13 protein-coding genes are annotated in these 13,376 nt (G+C 75.0%); 11 read left to right on the top strand and 2 right to left on the bottom strand.

Translation table 11 applies throughout. From position 1 onward, the window contains the following. Positions 1-98 precede the first annotated feature (98 nt). From AC156L_RS39165 to AC156L_RS39115, 11 genes are read left to right on the top strand one after another with little or no spacing between them, the layout of a single operon-like run. On the top strand, positions 99-932 hold the full coding sequence (locus AC156L_RS39165; protein WP_330873735.1) for a DMT family protein: 834 nt from the start codon (positions 99-101) through the stop codon (positions 930-932). After that, complete coding sequence (locus tag AC156L_RS39160) at positions 929-1,894, top strand: polysaccharide deacetylase family protein (protein ID WP_330873734.1); 966 nt, start codon at positions 929-931, stop codon at positions 1,892-1,894. Before AC156L_RS39165 ends, AC156L_RS39160 begins: the two co-directional genes overlap by 4 nt. Then, complete coding sequence (locus tag AC156L_RS39155; protein ID WP_330873733.1) at positions 1,891-3,108, top strand: O-antigen ligase family protein; 1,218 nt, start codon at positions 1,891-1,893, stop codon at positions 3,106-3,108. The genes AC156L_RS39160 and AC156L_RS39155 overlap by 4 nt, the downstream gene beginning before the upstream one ends. Next, complete coding sequence (locus AC156L_RS39150) at positions 3,077-4,141, top strand: glycosyltransferase (protein WP_330873732.1); 1,065 nt, start codon at positions 3,077-3,079, stop codon at positions 4,139-4,141. The genes AC156L_RS39155 and AC156L_RS39150 overlap by 32 nt, the downstream gene beginning before the upstream one ends. Then, the gene (locus AC156L_RS39145) at positions 4,138-5,049 is read left to right on the top strand and encodes a YveK family protein (protein WP_330873731.1); all 912 of its coding nucleotides are present in this window, start codon (positions 4,138-4,140) and stop codon (positions 5,047-5,049) included. The genes AC156L_RS39150 and AC156L_RS39145 overlap by 4 nt, the downstream gene beginning before the upstream one ends. Further along, positions 5,046-5,255: a hypothetical protein gene (locus AC156L_RS39140; protein WP_330873730.1), complete on the top strand. Its 210-nt coding sequence runs from the start codon at positions 5,046-5,048 to the stop codon at positions 5,253-5,255. The genes AC156L_RS39145 and AC156L_RS39140 overlap by 4 nt, the downstream gene beginning before the upstream one ends. Beyond that, positions 5,252-5,434 (top strand): hypothetical protein, encoded by a 183-nt coding sequence (locus tag AC156L_RS39135; protein WP_330873729.1) that lies wholly within the window; start codon positions 5,252-5,254, stop codon positions 5,432-5,434. Before AC156L_RS39140 ends, AC156L_RS39135 begins: the two co-directional genes overlap by 4 nt. Continuing rightward, on the top strand, positions 5,431-6,684 hold the full coding sequence (locus tag AC156L_RS39130; RefSeq protein ID WP_330873728.1) for a glycosyltransferase family 87 protein: 1,254 nt from the start codon (positions 5,431-5,433) through the stop codon (positions 6,682-6,684). The genes AC156L_RS39135 and AC156L_RS39130 overlap by 4 nt, the downstream gene beginning before the upstream one ends. Beyond that, positions 6,681-8,102, top strand: a complete 1,422-nt coding sequence (locus AC156L_RS39125; protein WP_330873727.1) for an oligosaccharide flippase family protein — start codon at positions 6,681-6,683, stop codon at positions 8,100-8,102. The genes AC156L_RS39130 and AC156L_RS39125 overlap by 4 nt, the downstream gene beginning before the upstream one ends. An 11-nt stretch (positions 8,103-8,113) precedes the next feature. Then, complete coding sequence (locus tag AC156L_RS39120; RefSeq protein WP_330873726.1) at positions 8,114-9,205, top strand: glycosyltransferase; 1,092 nt, start codon at positions 8,114-8,116, stop codon at positions 9,203-9,205. Then, the gene (locus AC156L_RS39115; RefSeq protein ID WP_330873725.1) at positions 9,202-10,296 is read left to right on the top strand and encodes a glycosyltransferase family 4 protein; all 1,095 of its coding nucleotides are present in this window, start codon (positions 9,202-9,204) and stop codon (positions 10,294-10,296) included. Before AC156L_RS39120 ends, AC156L_RS39115 begins: the two co-directional genes overlap by 4 nt. A 52-nt stretch (positions 10,297-10,348) precedes the next feature. On the opposite strand, the gene AC156L_RS39110 is transcribed toward AC156L_RS39115, so the two are convergent. Both AC156L_RS39110 and AC156L_RS39105 read right to left on the bottom strand, forming a co-directional pair. Then, complete coding sequence (locus tag AC156L_RS39110; RefSeq protein WP_330873724.1) at positions 10,349-11,545, bottom strand: putative glycoside hydrolase family 15 protein; 1,197 nt, start codon at positions 11,543-11,545, stop codon at positions 10,349-10,351. A gap of 44 nt (positions 11,546-11,589) precedes the next feature. Continuing rightward, positions 11,590-13,011: a sugar transferase gene (locus AC156L_RS39105; RefSeq protein WP_330873723.1), complete on the bottom strand. Its 1,422-nt coding sequence runs from the start codon at positions 13,009-13,011 to the stop codon at positions 11,590-11,592. Positions 13,012-13,376 lie beyond the last annotated feature (365 nt).

The following is a 13,376-nucleotide window of genomic DNA, read 5'->3' as shown; positions in this document are numbered from 1 at the left end:
AGTCCTTCTACCGTGTTCGGCGATGGAGGCACGTACGCTCCCGCCCCGTTGGCTCGACGACTACCGGTCGAGCAGGTGGCGCCTCAGAGGAGTCGTACGTGCTCGGCTATTGGGAACTCGTCGCATCCGCGGTCCTGTACGCGGGTGGCATCGTCGCGCAGAGCACGGCCGCCCGCCGCGCCGAACACCGGCCCGGCGCCGACCTCGGGCTGATCGCCCGGCTCGCCGCGGACCGCCTCTACCTCGCGGGCTTCACCGCCCAGGTCGGCGGGTTCGTGCTCGCCTTCCTCGCCCGCGGCTCGCTGCCGCTCTACCTCGTGCAGGCGGGCTCGGCCTCCGCGATCGGCCTCGCGACCCTGTTCGGCGTGCTGGTCCTCGGCTGGCGGGTCACGTCGGTGGAGATCGGCGTGCTGGTGCTGCTGGCCGTCGGCATGGTCCTGCTCGGCGGGGCCGCCACGTCGTCCACCGCCCGGGGCCTCACGCCGACGATGGTCGCCGCGCTGGTGGGCGTGCTGGTGCTGACCGCGCTGCTGGGCGTCCGCTCCGGCAGGCCGAACGCCCTGGTGTCGGCCGCCGTGCCCGCCGGGATCGCGTTCGCGGTGGTCGCCGTGGCCGGTCGCGCGCTGGCGGGCGGAGACCTGGCGTCGCTGCCGTGGCAGCCGCTGGCCTGGATCCTCGTGCTCGCCGCCGTCCTCGGACAGGCGCTGCTGGCGGGCGCGCTGCAACGCGGGTCGGCCACCTCCGCGGTCGCCACGATGGACGCCACCTCGCTGGTGCTCGCCTCGGTGGTCGGCATGGCCGTGATGGGCGACCGGATCGCGCCGGGCCGCGAGTGGTGGGTGGCGGTGGGCATGGCACTGGTCGTGATCGGCGTGCTGGCGCTGGGCAAGGCGCCCCAGCGGACCGCCGCCCCGGTGAAGGAGGCGGTGTGAAGCCGACCGCGAGCGTCTCGCTCGACCTGGACAACCTGTGGGCCTACCTCAAGACCCACGGCGACCGGGACTGGACGAGCTACCCGAGCTTCCTGCCCACCGCCGTGCCCCGGCTGCTGGAGGTGTTCGGCGAGCACGGCCTGACCACCACGGTGTTCGCGGTCGGCGCGGACGTCGAGCGCGAGGACGGCGCCAAGGCCGTCGCCGCCATCAGCGCGGCGGGCCACGAGGTCGCCAACCACTCGTGGGGCCACGAGCCGTGGCTGCACCGGTACTCCAGGGCGCGGCTGGAGACCGAGCTGGCGCGCACCGAGGAGGCCATCGTCACGGCGGGCGCGCCCCGGCCGATCGGCTTCCGCGGGCCGGGCTACAGCCTCACCCCGGAGCTGCTGGAACTGCTGGTGGAGCGCGGCTACTCCTACGACGCCAGCACGTGGCCGACGTGGATCGGCCCCCTCGCCAGGGCGTACCACAACCGGTCGGTGTCCGAGGAGGCCGCGTCGGACGAGCTGTTCGGCGGCGTGTCCCGCGTCCTCGCCCCCGTCGGCGCCTACCGGTGGCGCGTCGGCACGTCGGCGTCGCTGGTGGAGCTGCCGGTCACGACCATGCCGCTGCTGCGCACCCCGATCCACGCGTCCTACCTCCAGCAGCTCAACCAGGCGTCGCCGACGCTGGCCCGCGCCTACTTCCGCACGGCGCTGCGGCTGTGCCTGCTGCGCGGGGTCGGCCCGTCGCTGCTGCTGCACCCCACGGACGTGCTGGACGCGACCGAGGCGCCGGGCATGGAGTTCTTCCCCGGCATGGCCGTGCCCAGCGCCCGCAAGACCGACCTGCTCGGCTGGGTGCTCGGCGAGCTGCGCCGCCACTTCGACCTCGTCGGCACCGGCGAGCACGTGGCGCGGGCGCGCCGGGCCGGGCTGGACCGCGAACGGGACGCGCGCCGTCTGGGGTCACGGGGGTGACGGCACTGGTGGCGGCGCGGCGGGACCTCCTGATCCCCGAACGGTCCCTGCGCGTCTTCGCGTGCGCGACCGTGGCGCTGGCGCCGGTCGAGGGCTACCTCCTCGCCGCGCACGGCCAGCTCGCGAAGCTGGCGCCCGCGCTGCTCGCGCTGGCCTGGCTCGCGATCCGCGTCCGGGACCGCCAGTGGCCGAAGCCGCACCCGGTGCACGCGCTGCTGGCGCTGTTCGCCGTCGTCGTCCTCGTGTCGGCCGGTGTGCACGTGGCCGAGCCGTTCGCGCTGGAGTACACCCAGCGCTGGCTGCCGTTCCTGCTGGTCACCGCGATCCTGGTCGACGTCGCCTCCCGCGAGGTGCCGGTCAGGGCGCTGCTGGTGTCCGCCGTCGCAGGCGCCGCCGTCGCGGGGACGGGCGCGCTGTACAGCCTCGTCGCCGAGGGCGAGTCGCGGGCGAGCGGCCCGCTGGACGACCCGAACGACCTCGCGCACGTGCTGGTCGCCGCGCTGCCGCTGGTGCTGCCGATCGTGGCGGCCCGCCGCAGGCCGGTGTCGGCGCTCGCGCTGCTCGCGGGCGCGGTGCTGGTGGCGGGCGCGGCGGCGACGTTCTCGCGCGGCGGCGGGCTCGCGCTGGGTGCCGCGGTGCTCTGGCTCGTCGCTCGCCGCGCGCTGTCGCCGCGCGTGCTGGCCGCCGCGGTCGGCGTGCTCGCCGTGCTCGCGCTGGGCGGCGCGGCCGTGGCCCAGCAGGAGCTGGACAAGGCGTTGCGGGAGAAGAGCTTCATCGCCTCGACCAACGTGGACACCCGCGAACTCCGCTGGCAGGCCGCCGCCCGCATCCTCACCGACAACCCGGTCTTCGGCGTCGGGCCCGGCGGGTTCCGCGCGGAGTACCCGGCCTTCTCCCACAACGCCGAGGTCGACGAGCAGTCCCCGGTGGCGCACAACATGTACCTGGAGGTCGCGGCCGAACTCGGCGTGCCCGGCTTCCTGCTCTTCGCCTGCCTGATCGGCACCGCCGTCGTGGCGAGCGAGAGAGCGCTGCGCCGCGGCGCGGACCGCACGCAGATGATCGCCGTCCAGGCGAGCCTGCTGGCGACCGCCGTCGCGTCGACGTTCCTGTCCGAGCAGTACTACCTGCCGCTGTGGCTGATGATCGCGGTCGCCTGCGCGGCCGAACTACGAACCGGGAGTGGGAGTGCGGGTCCTGCACGTGATCAGTGAGATGGGCACCGGCGGCGCCGAGGCGCTCGTCGCGGGCATGGCGGGGGCGGGTGAGCGGTACGGCTGGGAGTCGGCCGTCGCCAGCGGCGGCGGCCACCGGGCCGACGCCCTGCGGGTACCGCACTTCGAGGTGCCCGTCGCCCGCCGCCGCGCGGGCGGCGTCGTCCGCGCCGCCAAGGCGACCAGGACCGCGTACCGCGCGTTCCGGCCGGACGTCGTGGTGGCGCACAACGTCGGCGCGTCCGCCGTGGCCAGGCTCGCGATGGCACCGCTGCGCCGGGCGCCGCTGATGACGGTGTTCCACGGCGTCTCGGCGACCGACCACGGCAGCGCCGTCCGGGTGCTGCGCCGCACGTCCGACACCGTCGTCGCCGTCGCCTCGTCGACCGCGGACCGCCTGCGCGCGGCCGGGCTCGACGAGGTCGTGGTGATCCGCAACGCGGTGTTCCCCGCACCGCCGCGCGTCGACCGCTCCACGGTCCGCTCCGCGCTCGGCCTGTCCGACGACGTACCGGTCGCGCTGTGCCTGGCCCGGATGGAACCCCAGAAGCGGCACGACGTGCTGCTCGACGCGTGGGCCGCGCTCGGGGGCCGGGACGCGGTGCTGCTGCTGGCCGGTGACGGCAGCCTGCGCCCCGACCTGGAGCGCCGGGCCCGCGACCTGGGCGTCGCCGACCGGGTCCGGTTCCTGGGCAACCGCTCCGACGTGGCCGACCTGCTCGCCGCGGTCGACCTCACCGTCCTCACCAGCGACTGGGAAGGCATGCCCATCGCGGTGCTGGAGTCGCTGGCCGCCGGGGTCCCGGTGGTCGCGACCGACGTCGACGGCGTCGCCGAGGCGCTCGCCGACGGCGGCGGCGTGGTGGTGCCGCGCGGCGAGCCGACGGCCGTCGCGGACGCCCTGCGCGCCCTGCTCTCCAACGCCGACACCCGTGCCGCCGTCGCGGTGGCCGGGACCGAACACGACGGGCACACGCTGATGAAGTCCTACGACGAACTGCTCCGCACGATGGTGGACGGGGGCAGGCGGTGAGGCTCCTGACCCGACGCACCGCGGAGTGCGCCGCCGTCGCGCTGGCCGTGGGCGCGCTCGTGCTCGTGGTCGGCGTGCTCCGGCCCGCCGAGCACCAGGGCCGGGTCGGCCTGCTGGCCGAACCGGTGGTGGCCGCGGACAGCGGGACCACCGCCCAGTACGGCGAGGTCGTCTCCCTCGCCCTGCCCGCGCTGGTCGAGCTGTCCCGCAGCCCCTCCGTGCTCCAGGCCGCCGCGGGCGTGTCCGGGTACCCGCCGGCCGAACTCGCGGCGCACGTGTCGGTCGAGCTGGTGCCCGCCTCGGGTCTGGCGCGGCTGTCGGTGCGGGCGAGGTCCCCGCAGCAGGCGGGTGCCGCCGCGTCCGCCATCGCCAGGAGCCTGGTCGAGGCGGACCTGCTGGCTCCCGTCGGCAGGCTGAAGGTGCTCGACGACAAGCCCGACGTCGTCCAGGTCGCCCCCGACGGCCCGCTGTCGATCGGGCTGGCGCTGGCCGCGGGCGTGATGGCCGGTGTCGCGCTGGCCGTGGTGCGGCGACTGCGCACCACCAGGGGGCAGGAGGACGTCCGCAGGGCGCTCGCCGCCGCCGGGACCCGCCACCCCGTGCTGACGGCCGACTGGGCCGACCCGGCGCTCGCCGAGCGCCTCGCCCTGCTGTGCCGGGCGGCCGGTCGTCCCGCACGGGTCGTCGCCGCCACACCCGAGCTGGTGGCGCGCGCGGAGGAGCTGTCCGACCGGCTCGTGCTGGCCCACCCCGCGCGGGTGCTCGTGCCCGACCTCGGGGGCCGCCACGAGCGGGGCCGCGGCGACGCCGTGGTCGCGCTGACCCGCCGGGGCGCGCAGGACGACCTGACCGCCGCCGTCGGCGTGCTGCCCGAGGACGCCGTGCTCGTCGCGGTGGTGTTCGCGTGACCGCCCGCGGAGGCCTGGGCAGCGCGTTCGCCGCCGCCGTCGGCGAGTGGCCCACCGCGTCGAAGCGCGTGGTGCGGGTGACGGCCACCCCGGAGGGGGGCTGGCGGGCGCTGCTGACCGAGCCCGTCCCACCCGTGCTGCCGGATGTCCTGGACATCCCCGTCCCGCCCGTTCGTCCCCAGCCGAGCACGGAGGTGTTCGCATGACCGCCCGTGGGTTCGCGACCGTGGTGGGCGTCTGGCCCGCCGCGTCCAAGCAGGTGGTCCGGGTGACCACCGCGCCGGACGGGGGGTGGAGGGTGATCCCGGTCGGACCCGTTCCCCCCGTGGCCTCCGACGTCCTCGACGTGCCCTCGCCACCGCGGCAGGGCCCGGTGACCGGATGACGCTGCGCGAACTCCGCAGGCCGGGTTCCGCGGTCGCGGTCACGACGGTCGTGCTGGCCGTCGTGGGCGCGGTGAGCGCGTGGTGGGCGCTGCGGCCGTCCTGGCAGGTGCCGCTGCCGACCTCGGCGACCAAGGCCGAGGTGCGGATGCAGGACTTCCGCGACGCGACGTACTACCCGCTGCGGGAGTTCCTCGCGGGGGGCAACCCCTACGACCCGTCGGTCATGTTCGCGCACTGGCCGGTGCGGCAGGACTTCAACCTGTACCAGCCGTACCACCTGGTGCTGCACCTGCCGTTCGCGCTGCTGGACTACCGGGCGGGCGCGGTCGCGTTCGTGCTGGTGTCGCTGCTGCTGCTGGTGTCGCTGTCGTTCCTGGCGGCGTACGGGATCCGGCGGCACGCCCCGCTCGCGCTCGGCACGGCGGGCATCGCGACGCTGCTGGTGACCAGCCAGGTCGGCAAGGCGCAGCTCTACCTCGGGCAGGTCAACCCGCTGGTGGCGCTGGGCGCGGCGGGCGCGCTGGCCGGTCGGGACCGGCAGCCGCGCTGGGCCGCGGTGGGGCTCGCGGTGGCGTGGCTGAAGCCGCAGTTCGGTCTGCCGCTGGCGGTCCTGCTGTTCGCGCGCGGATCGCGGCGGGTGGCGCTGGCGGGCACGGCCATCGCGGCGGTGGCGAGCCTGCCGGTGGTCCTGCTGCTGGTGTTCCGCGGCGGCGGGCTCGGCGCGTTCGTCGACGTGGTCGCGGCCAACCTGGCGCACGCCACCAGCACGGACTACGGCGCCGTGGACTCGATGACCGCGCAGCGCGTCGACCTGCCCGCGGTGTTCTTCCGCACCACGGGCTGGCTGCCGCCGCTCGTGGAACCGGTGGCGCTGCTGGGGGTCCTGGCCGGGAGCGCGGTGCTCCTCCGCAAGCTGGACCGGCTCGGCGACGGCGTCGTGGCGGACCTGCTGACCTGCCTGGCCGTCGTGGTGTGCGTGGTGCACCAGCCCGGCGACGTGCTGATCGCCGTGCCCGCGATGGCCGCGCTTGCGGCGCTGTGGTGGCGCCGCCGCCGCGAACCGGGGTGGTGGGCGGCCGGGGTCGCGCTGACGGCGACGGCCTTCCCGTTCCTGCACCTGCACGTCGTGGACACCGCGATCGTCTCCCTGTTCGGGGCGAGGGTCGGGGTCACCGCGGACGGGCTGGCCCTCGTGGCTGCGTGGGTGCTGCTCGTCGTGTTCGCCGCTCGTCGGCGGGGCGGTTCGTGACCGGCGGCCTCGCCGTCCGCGGGTCGCTGTGGCTCGGCGCGGTCAACCTGGTCAGCAAGAGCAGCCAGGTGGTCGTGACGCTGGTCCTGGCGGCGCTGCTGACCGAGGGCCAGCTCGGCCTGGTCGCGCTCGCCGTGGCGCTGGTGAACCTCGGCCAGGTCGTGCAGTCGATCGGCGTCTACGACGTGATCAGCCGCACCGAGCACGACCCGCGCCGGATGGCGGGCACGGTGCTGGTGATGAGCGTCGGCGCGGGCGCGCTGCTGGCCGTGGTGCTGGCGTCGGCCGCCGGGCCGATCACCGCGCTGCTCGGCTCGCCGGAGGCGGAGCCGCTGGTGCGGCTCGCCGCGCTGAGCCTGCCGTTCTCGGCGGCGGGCGGCGTGCAGATGGGCCTGATGCACCGGGACCTGGACTTCCGCCGCCGGATGCTGCCGGACGCGGGCGGCGCGGTGCTGGGTGCCGTCGTGACGGTCGTGCTGGCGCTGCGGGACACCGGTCCCGCAGCGCTGGTGGTCGGTCTGCTGTGCACGGCCGTCGCGCAGCCCGTCCTGGGCGTGCTGGCGGGTGGCGGGGTGCGGCCTGGCTGGCACCCCGCCGCGGCGGCCGAGGCGCTGCGCTGGATCTCGGTGGTGGGTCCGGCCGCCGTGGTGGCCGCGCTGGTGGTCAACGTGGACTACCTGGCGATCGGGCACGTGCTCGGGCCGGAGGCGGTCGGCGTGTACTCGCTGGCCTACCGGATCGCGTGGGTGCCCTACGTCATGGTCGCCGTCGTGCTCGGCGCGGTCGCCTTCCCGTTGTGCGCCAGGCTGGTCCGGGCTGGCGAGCGGGACGGGATCACCGCCGTCATGGACCGCTTCACCCGTGCCGTCCTCGTCGTCACGGGCGGGCTGTACCTCGCCGTGGCCCTGCTCGGCGACCGGGTCGTCGTGCTCGGCGCGCGGTGGGAGGCCGCCGCCGCGCCGCTGGTGCTGCTGAGCGGCTACGGGCTCGGCATCAGCGTGCTGCACATCTGGTACCAGGCCGTGAAGGCGACCGGCCACGCCGTGCTCTACCTCGTGCTGGAGGTCACCCACCTGGTGCTGGTCGTCGTCGCGCTGGTCGTGGCGACCGGCCACGGCGTCACCGCCGTCGCGGGCGCGCAACTGGCCGTCGCGTGGGTCGTGGTGCCGCTCACCTGGTTCCACCTGCGGCGGCTCGGCGTCGCTCCGGCCGTCGGCGGTGCGGCGGCACGGGTCGCGGTCGCCGCGCTGGTCGGCGCGGTCCCCGCGGTGCTGCTCGACCGGTTCGGCGTCTTCGGCCCGGCGGACTCGCCGGTCGGCGCGCTCGCCGAGGGCGCCGTGCTGCTGCTCGGCTACGGCGTCGGCACGCTGCTCGCGCACCGCGCGGCACTGGACGAACTGCGCGGAGGTCTGCGGTGAGGGTCGTGCACGTGACGCAGCCCGTGGAAGCGGGGGTGGCGGCGGTGGTCCTGGACCTGGCGGTCGCCCAACGCGCGCGCGGGTGGTCGGTCGTGGTGGTGTGCCCGCCGACCGGCTGGCTCGCCGACCGCGCCAGGGGGCTCGGCATCGACGTGCGGGCCTGGCGCGCCACCCGCGGGCCGAGCCCGCTGCTGGTGAAGGAGGTCGTGTCCCTGCGGAGGGTGCTGGCGCGCCTGGCGCCGGACGTGGTGCACCTGCACAGCTCCAAGGCCGGTCTCGCGGGCAGGCTCGCGGTGCGCGGGCGGGTGCCGACGGTGTTCCAGCCGCACCTGTGGTCGTTCCAGACCGCGCGCGGGGCCCTGCGCGCGGTGAGCGAGGTCTGGGAGCGCCGGGCGTCGCGGTGGACGGACCTGGTGGTGTGCGTCAGCGACGACGAGCTCGTCATCGGCCGCGACGCGGGTGTGTCGGCCCACGCCGAGGTGGTCTGCAACGGCGTCGACACCGACCGCCTGCGCCCCCGTGACAGCGCCTCGGCACGGGCGTCGCTGGGACTGGGGCCCGCAGGGCCGCTGGCCGTGTGCGTCGGCAGGCTCGCGGTGCTCAAGGGCCAGGACCAGCTGCTGTCCGCGTGGCCCGAGGTGCTGGCCCGCGTGCCGGACGCCCGCCTGGTGCTCGTCGGCGACGGTCCGGAGGGCCACGGCTGGCGCGGCTCCCACCCGACGGCCGACCACGGGTCGGTGCGCTGGTGGGGCCACAGCGACGACCCGGCCCCGTTCTACACCGCCGCGGACGTCGTCGTGCTGCCCTCCCGCGCCGAGGGCATGGCGCTGGTCCCGCTGGAGGCGATGGCCTCCGGCCGCCCCGTCGTGGCGTTCGACGTCGGCGGCGTGCGGCAGAGCGTCGGGGACGCGGGCGCGGTCGTGCGGGCGGGCGACGTCGGGGCGCTCGCCGCGGCGGTGGCCCACCGGCTGGCCGATCCCGCGCTCGCCGCCGCCGAGGGCGGACGCGGCAGGCAGCGCGCCGAGCTCCTCTTCGACCGGAGCCGGATGGCGGACCAGATCGCCACGCTCGTCGACGAACTCGCCAGGGGACGGATCTCATGAGTGGACGGCTGCGCGTCGCTTACCTGCTGACCCAGGACCGCGGCGGGCCGGTGGACGTGACCGTCCGCCTGGCCACGACCCTGATCGACTCGGGCGCGGTCGACGTCCGGGTGTTCGGCCCCACCCCGGCGCGCGGGGCCGACCTGCTCGCGGGCCACCACGAGGAGATCACCGTGTCCCGCAAGGGGGACGTGGCCGCGGGCAGGCGCACCAGGGGCGTCGTGCGCGCGTGGCGGCCCGACGTCGTGCACGCCCAGGACCGGCGGGCGGGCCTGGTGTGCACCGGGCTGCGCTCGGCCGCCGTCGTGCACACCTACCACGGGGTTCCCGACGACGTGGGCGAGCCGTGGTTCCGCGGCATCCCCGGAGCGTCCTCGCCGTCGGCCTACACCCGCGCCGTGCTCGCCGCCGACGCCCTGGTCGCCAGGGCGCTGCACCGCACCGTCGTGCCCGCGCCCGCGATGGGCCGGTTCCTGGCGGACCGCCTGCGGGTGCCCGCACGGCGGCTGACGCAGATCGACAACTGCGTCGCGCCCAGCGCCGTCCGCCTCCCGGCGGGACCGGTGCGCAGGCTCGCCTTCGTCGGTCTCCTGGTGGCGCGCAAGGGGGTGCTGGACCTGCTGACGGCCCTGGCCATGCCCGGTGTGATGCCCGCCGACGCCCGGCTGTCGGTGATCGGCGACGGTCCGCAGCGCGCGGCGGCCGAACGGCTGGCCGAGGAGGAGCCGCTGCGCGGGAAGGTCGACTTCCTCGGCTTCCGCGCCGACGTGCCGGACCTGCTGCTCGCGTGCGACGCGCTGGTGCTGCCGTCGAGCATGGAGCAGCAGCCGCTCGTGGTGGCCGAGGCGATGGTGGCCGGGAAACCGGTCGTGGCGACGGACACCGGGGGAGTGGCGGACATGGTCGGCGCCTCCGGCTACCTCGCGCAGCCCGGTGACGTGCCGGGGCTCGCGGACCGCCTGCGCACCCTGTTCGCCGATCCGGACCCCGCGGGGACGGGCCGGGAGCTGGCCACCCGCGCCAGGGCCCGGTTCACGCCGGAGGTGTGTGCGCGCAGGCACCTGGAGCTGTACGAGGACCTGCTGGGGTAGGGGCCGCGTCGGTCGGTGGTCCAGCGGACTGGACCACCTCGGCCGGGTGCCGCTACGACCTGGGCTTGAGCAGGACGACGCCGTCGGCGGCGGGGAGTTCCAGCGTGGTCACGGGGTCGCCGTCCGGGGTGACCAGCCCTTCGGGGGGCGTCACCGCCAGCGGCGTGGCCGTCGGGTTCACCGCCACCCAGCCGCCGGTGAACCGCCTGCTCCACAATCCGTCGGCCCGCCTGGTGGCCGTCTCGACGGCCTCGCCGAGGCCGGACGCCTGGAGCTGCGACCACTCCGGGTCGCGGTAGTCGTCGGTGGTGGCCGAGGTCCAGCACGTGCGCGGCCCGGCCAGCAGGGCCGCGCTGGCGTACCCGGCCCTGTTCTCCCGTTCCTCGCGGGTGCGCGTCACCAGCAGCAGCAACGACTCGCCGAGCGCGGCCTGGGCGCGCAGCTCGTTGAACTCGTTGCCCCGGAACGTCAGCAGCTCGCCCGTCCCCCCTGCGTCCCGGAAGCCGAAGTTCTCCTCCACGGCCCCGCCGAACCGCGAGTGCGCGGTCCAGCGGCCGGGTGTCAGGTGCGTCTCGGACACGTTGGGCACGAACAGCTTCCCGGCGCCGGTGAGCGCGTCGCCCGCCACGCCGAGGAACTCGTCCAGCCCGTCGCGCAGCAGCCGGTCGGTCGCCCTGACGTCGGAGGTGCCCGCCAGGACGGCGGGGGAGTAGTGGCTCAGCGAGTTGAAGTCGTTGTCCGCCAGCACCCCGTCCCACCCCTCGCGGGTCACCTCGGCGGTCACGGCCTCGGTCCACGCCCGCTGGTAGGCCTTGTCCCACACCGTCATCTGCCAGTGCATCGGGTAGCCGTTCCACTCGATGCGCTTCCCGGCCGTGTCCAGCGCGAACCACTCGGGGTGCTCGCGCTGGGAGCTCTGGTGGCCGAGACCGGACGGCAGGTAGGCCGCGTCCTGGTCGCCGACGACCGCGCCCTGGTAGTTGCGGGTGCTGGAGAGGTCCTTGTACACCAACACCTTGATCTTCGGGTTCAGCTGGTGGAGCTGCCGCATGGCCGCGGTCTCCACCGCGTTGAGCACCACGACGTCGTAGCGCTGCGCCGCGAGCCGGACGTCCCGCGCCGTCGGCGAGTCGCCGATGCCGTACCACCACGCGCACGGGGCCGCCGCCTTCGACGGCGGGCCGTCGTTCCCGGTGGCCGCGCCGAGCGCGCACGCCTGCGCGGAGAGCAGCGCGGCCAGGGCCGCCACCCCGGTGACGACCCTCCGCGTCCTGGAGGGGCCACCGCACCGGGCTACCGCTGTTTGCGACACACCAATTCCCCCACCGTCAGCACCAGGATCTTCAGGTCCAGCCACAGCGACCAGTTCGCGATGTAGTAGTTGTCGTACCGGGAGCGGTCGGCGATCGAGGTGTCGCCGCGCAGCCCGTGCACCTGGGCCAGGCCGGTGAGGCCCGCGGGCACCCGGTGCCGCGCCCAGTAGAGCTCGTGGATGGCGGAGAACTCGCGCACGAACACGGGTCGCTCCGGCCGGGGGCCGACGATGGACATGTCGCCGCGCACGATGTTCCACAGCTGCGGCAGCTCGTCGAGCGACGTGCCGCGCAGCAGCCTGCCGACCGGGCCGACGCGCGCGTCGCCCTGCACGGACCACTTCGTCTGCGAGTCGTCCGTGGTGCCCGGCCGGACGCTGCGGATCTTGTAGATCCGGAACTTGCGGCCGTCCATGCCGATGCGGACCTGCCGGAAGATCACCGGCCTCCCGCTCTCCACGAGCACGGCGAGCGCGCACAGGCCGATCACGGGGGACAGGACGGCCAGCGCCACCGCGGCCAGCAGCACGTCGATCGCGCGCTTGAGCCACCAGCTCGGCCTGCTCGTCGGGGCGGTGCCCAGGCGCACCAGCGGGTAGCTGCGCAGCCGCTCGACGTCGTGGTTGTCCTGGTACAGCTCGAACATCCGCGGCACGACGAGCGTGGTGCAGCCGAGCCGGTGCGCGGTGATGGCCGCGTCGACCGCCGAGGTGTCGCGGGTGTCGGAGAACGCGAGGATCACCGTGCCCACGCCGAGCCGGGTGATGGCCGACGCCAGGTCGTCCGGCAGCAGGTCGACCGGCAGGTCCTCGTGGTCGAGGACGGGGTCGTGGTCGACGAACCCGACGGGCCGCAGGCCGAACTGGGGGTGCTCGATCATCGTGGTCACGAGGTCCACGCCGACCTTGCCCGCGCCGACGACGAGCGTGCGGTCGCAGCGGCCGAAGCGGCGGCGGCCCCAGCGGCCGAGCCAGAACATGGCGAACCGCACCGGTTCGCCGCAGACGACGAAGAGCACCAGCAGGTGCTGGAGCGCGGTGATCACCTGGCCGGGCTGGCCGGTGACCACGGCCCAGGACGCGAGCAGGGCGAACGTCGTCGCCGTCGTGGCCAGGGAGCGCGGCAGGTCCTGGAACCACGAGAGCCACAGCCGCCTGCGGTAGATCCGGCCGCTCGACCGGACGACGAGCAGCAGCACCGCGGTGAGCACCGCCGCGCCCCACCCCGGCCGCGTCCACAGCGCCGCCGCGACGAGGGCGCCCGCGTCGACCAGACCGAGGGCCAGGGCGACCGCGTTCACCCGCGCGGAGAGGGGCCGCGTTCGGGAACCGCCCGGCGCCTTCAGCGCGTGCCGCCCTTTCCCGTGCGCGGGCGAACTGACGGCCGAGACCAGATCAGTCATCGAAATTCACCCTTTCGTGGGAATTCCACAGTGCCACGCGATGGGTTGTTCCCGGTATTCGCGGCGGCAGCCACGCCGCGCCATGCCACATCCCGAACGACTTCCTCTCGAATTCGGCTCGGAGGCTGCTTCGGCAGCCGTTCCCGCGCCATATCCAGGCACCCGATGGAGTTCACCCATTCGGTGTTATCGGGCCTCCTTGGCGCGGAAACTGGAGAACAATCGAGCAAAAATCACTCTTTCGATGGACAAGGAGCCCTCCTAACGGTGATGGATGTGTGTGTTTCTGTTGCCTCGGTTACCGCGCTTGTCCGGACCAGGTTAAAGAAGGGTCGGAACGTGGCCGAATATGACTCGACGACGCG

The organism is Umezawaea sp. (assembly GCF_057122925.1).
The sequence above is the reverse complement of the archived record's forward strand: the minus strand, read 5'-3'. Positions and strand labels throughout refer to the sequence as shown.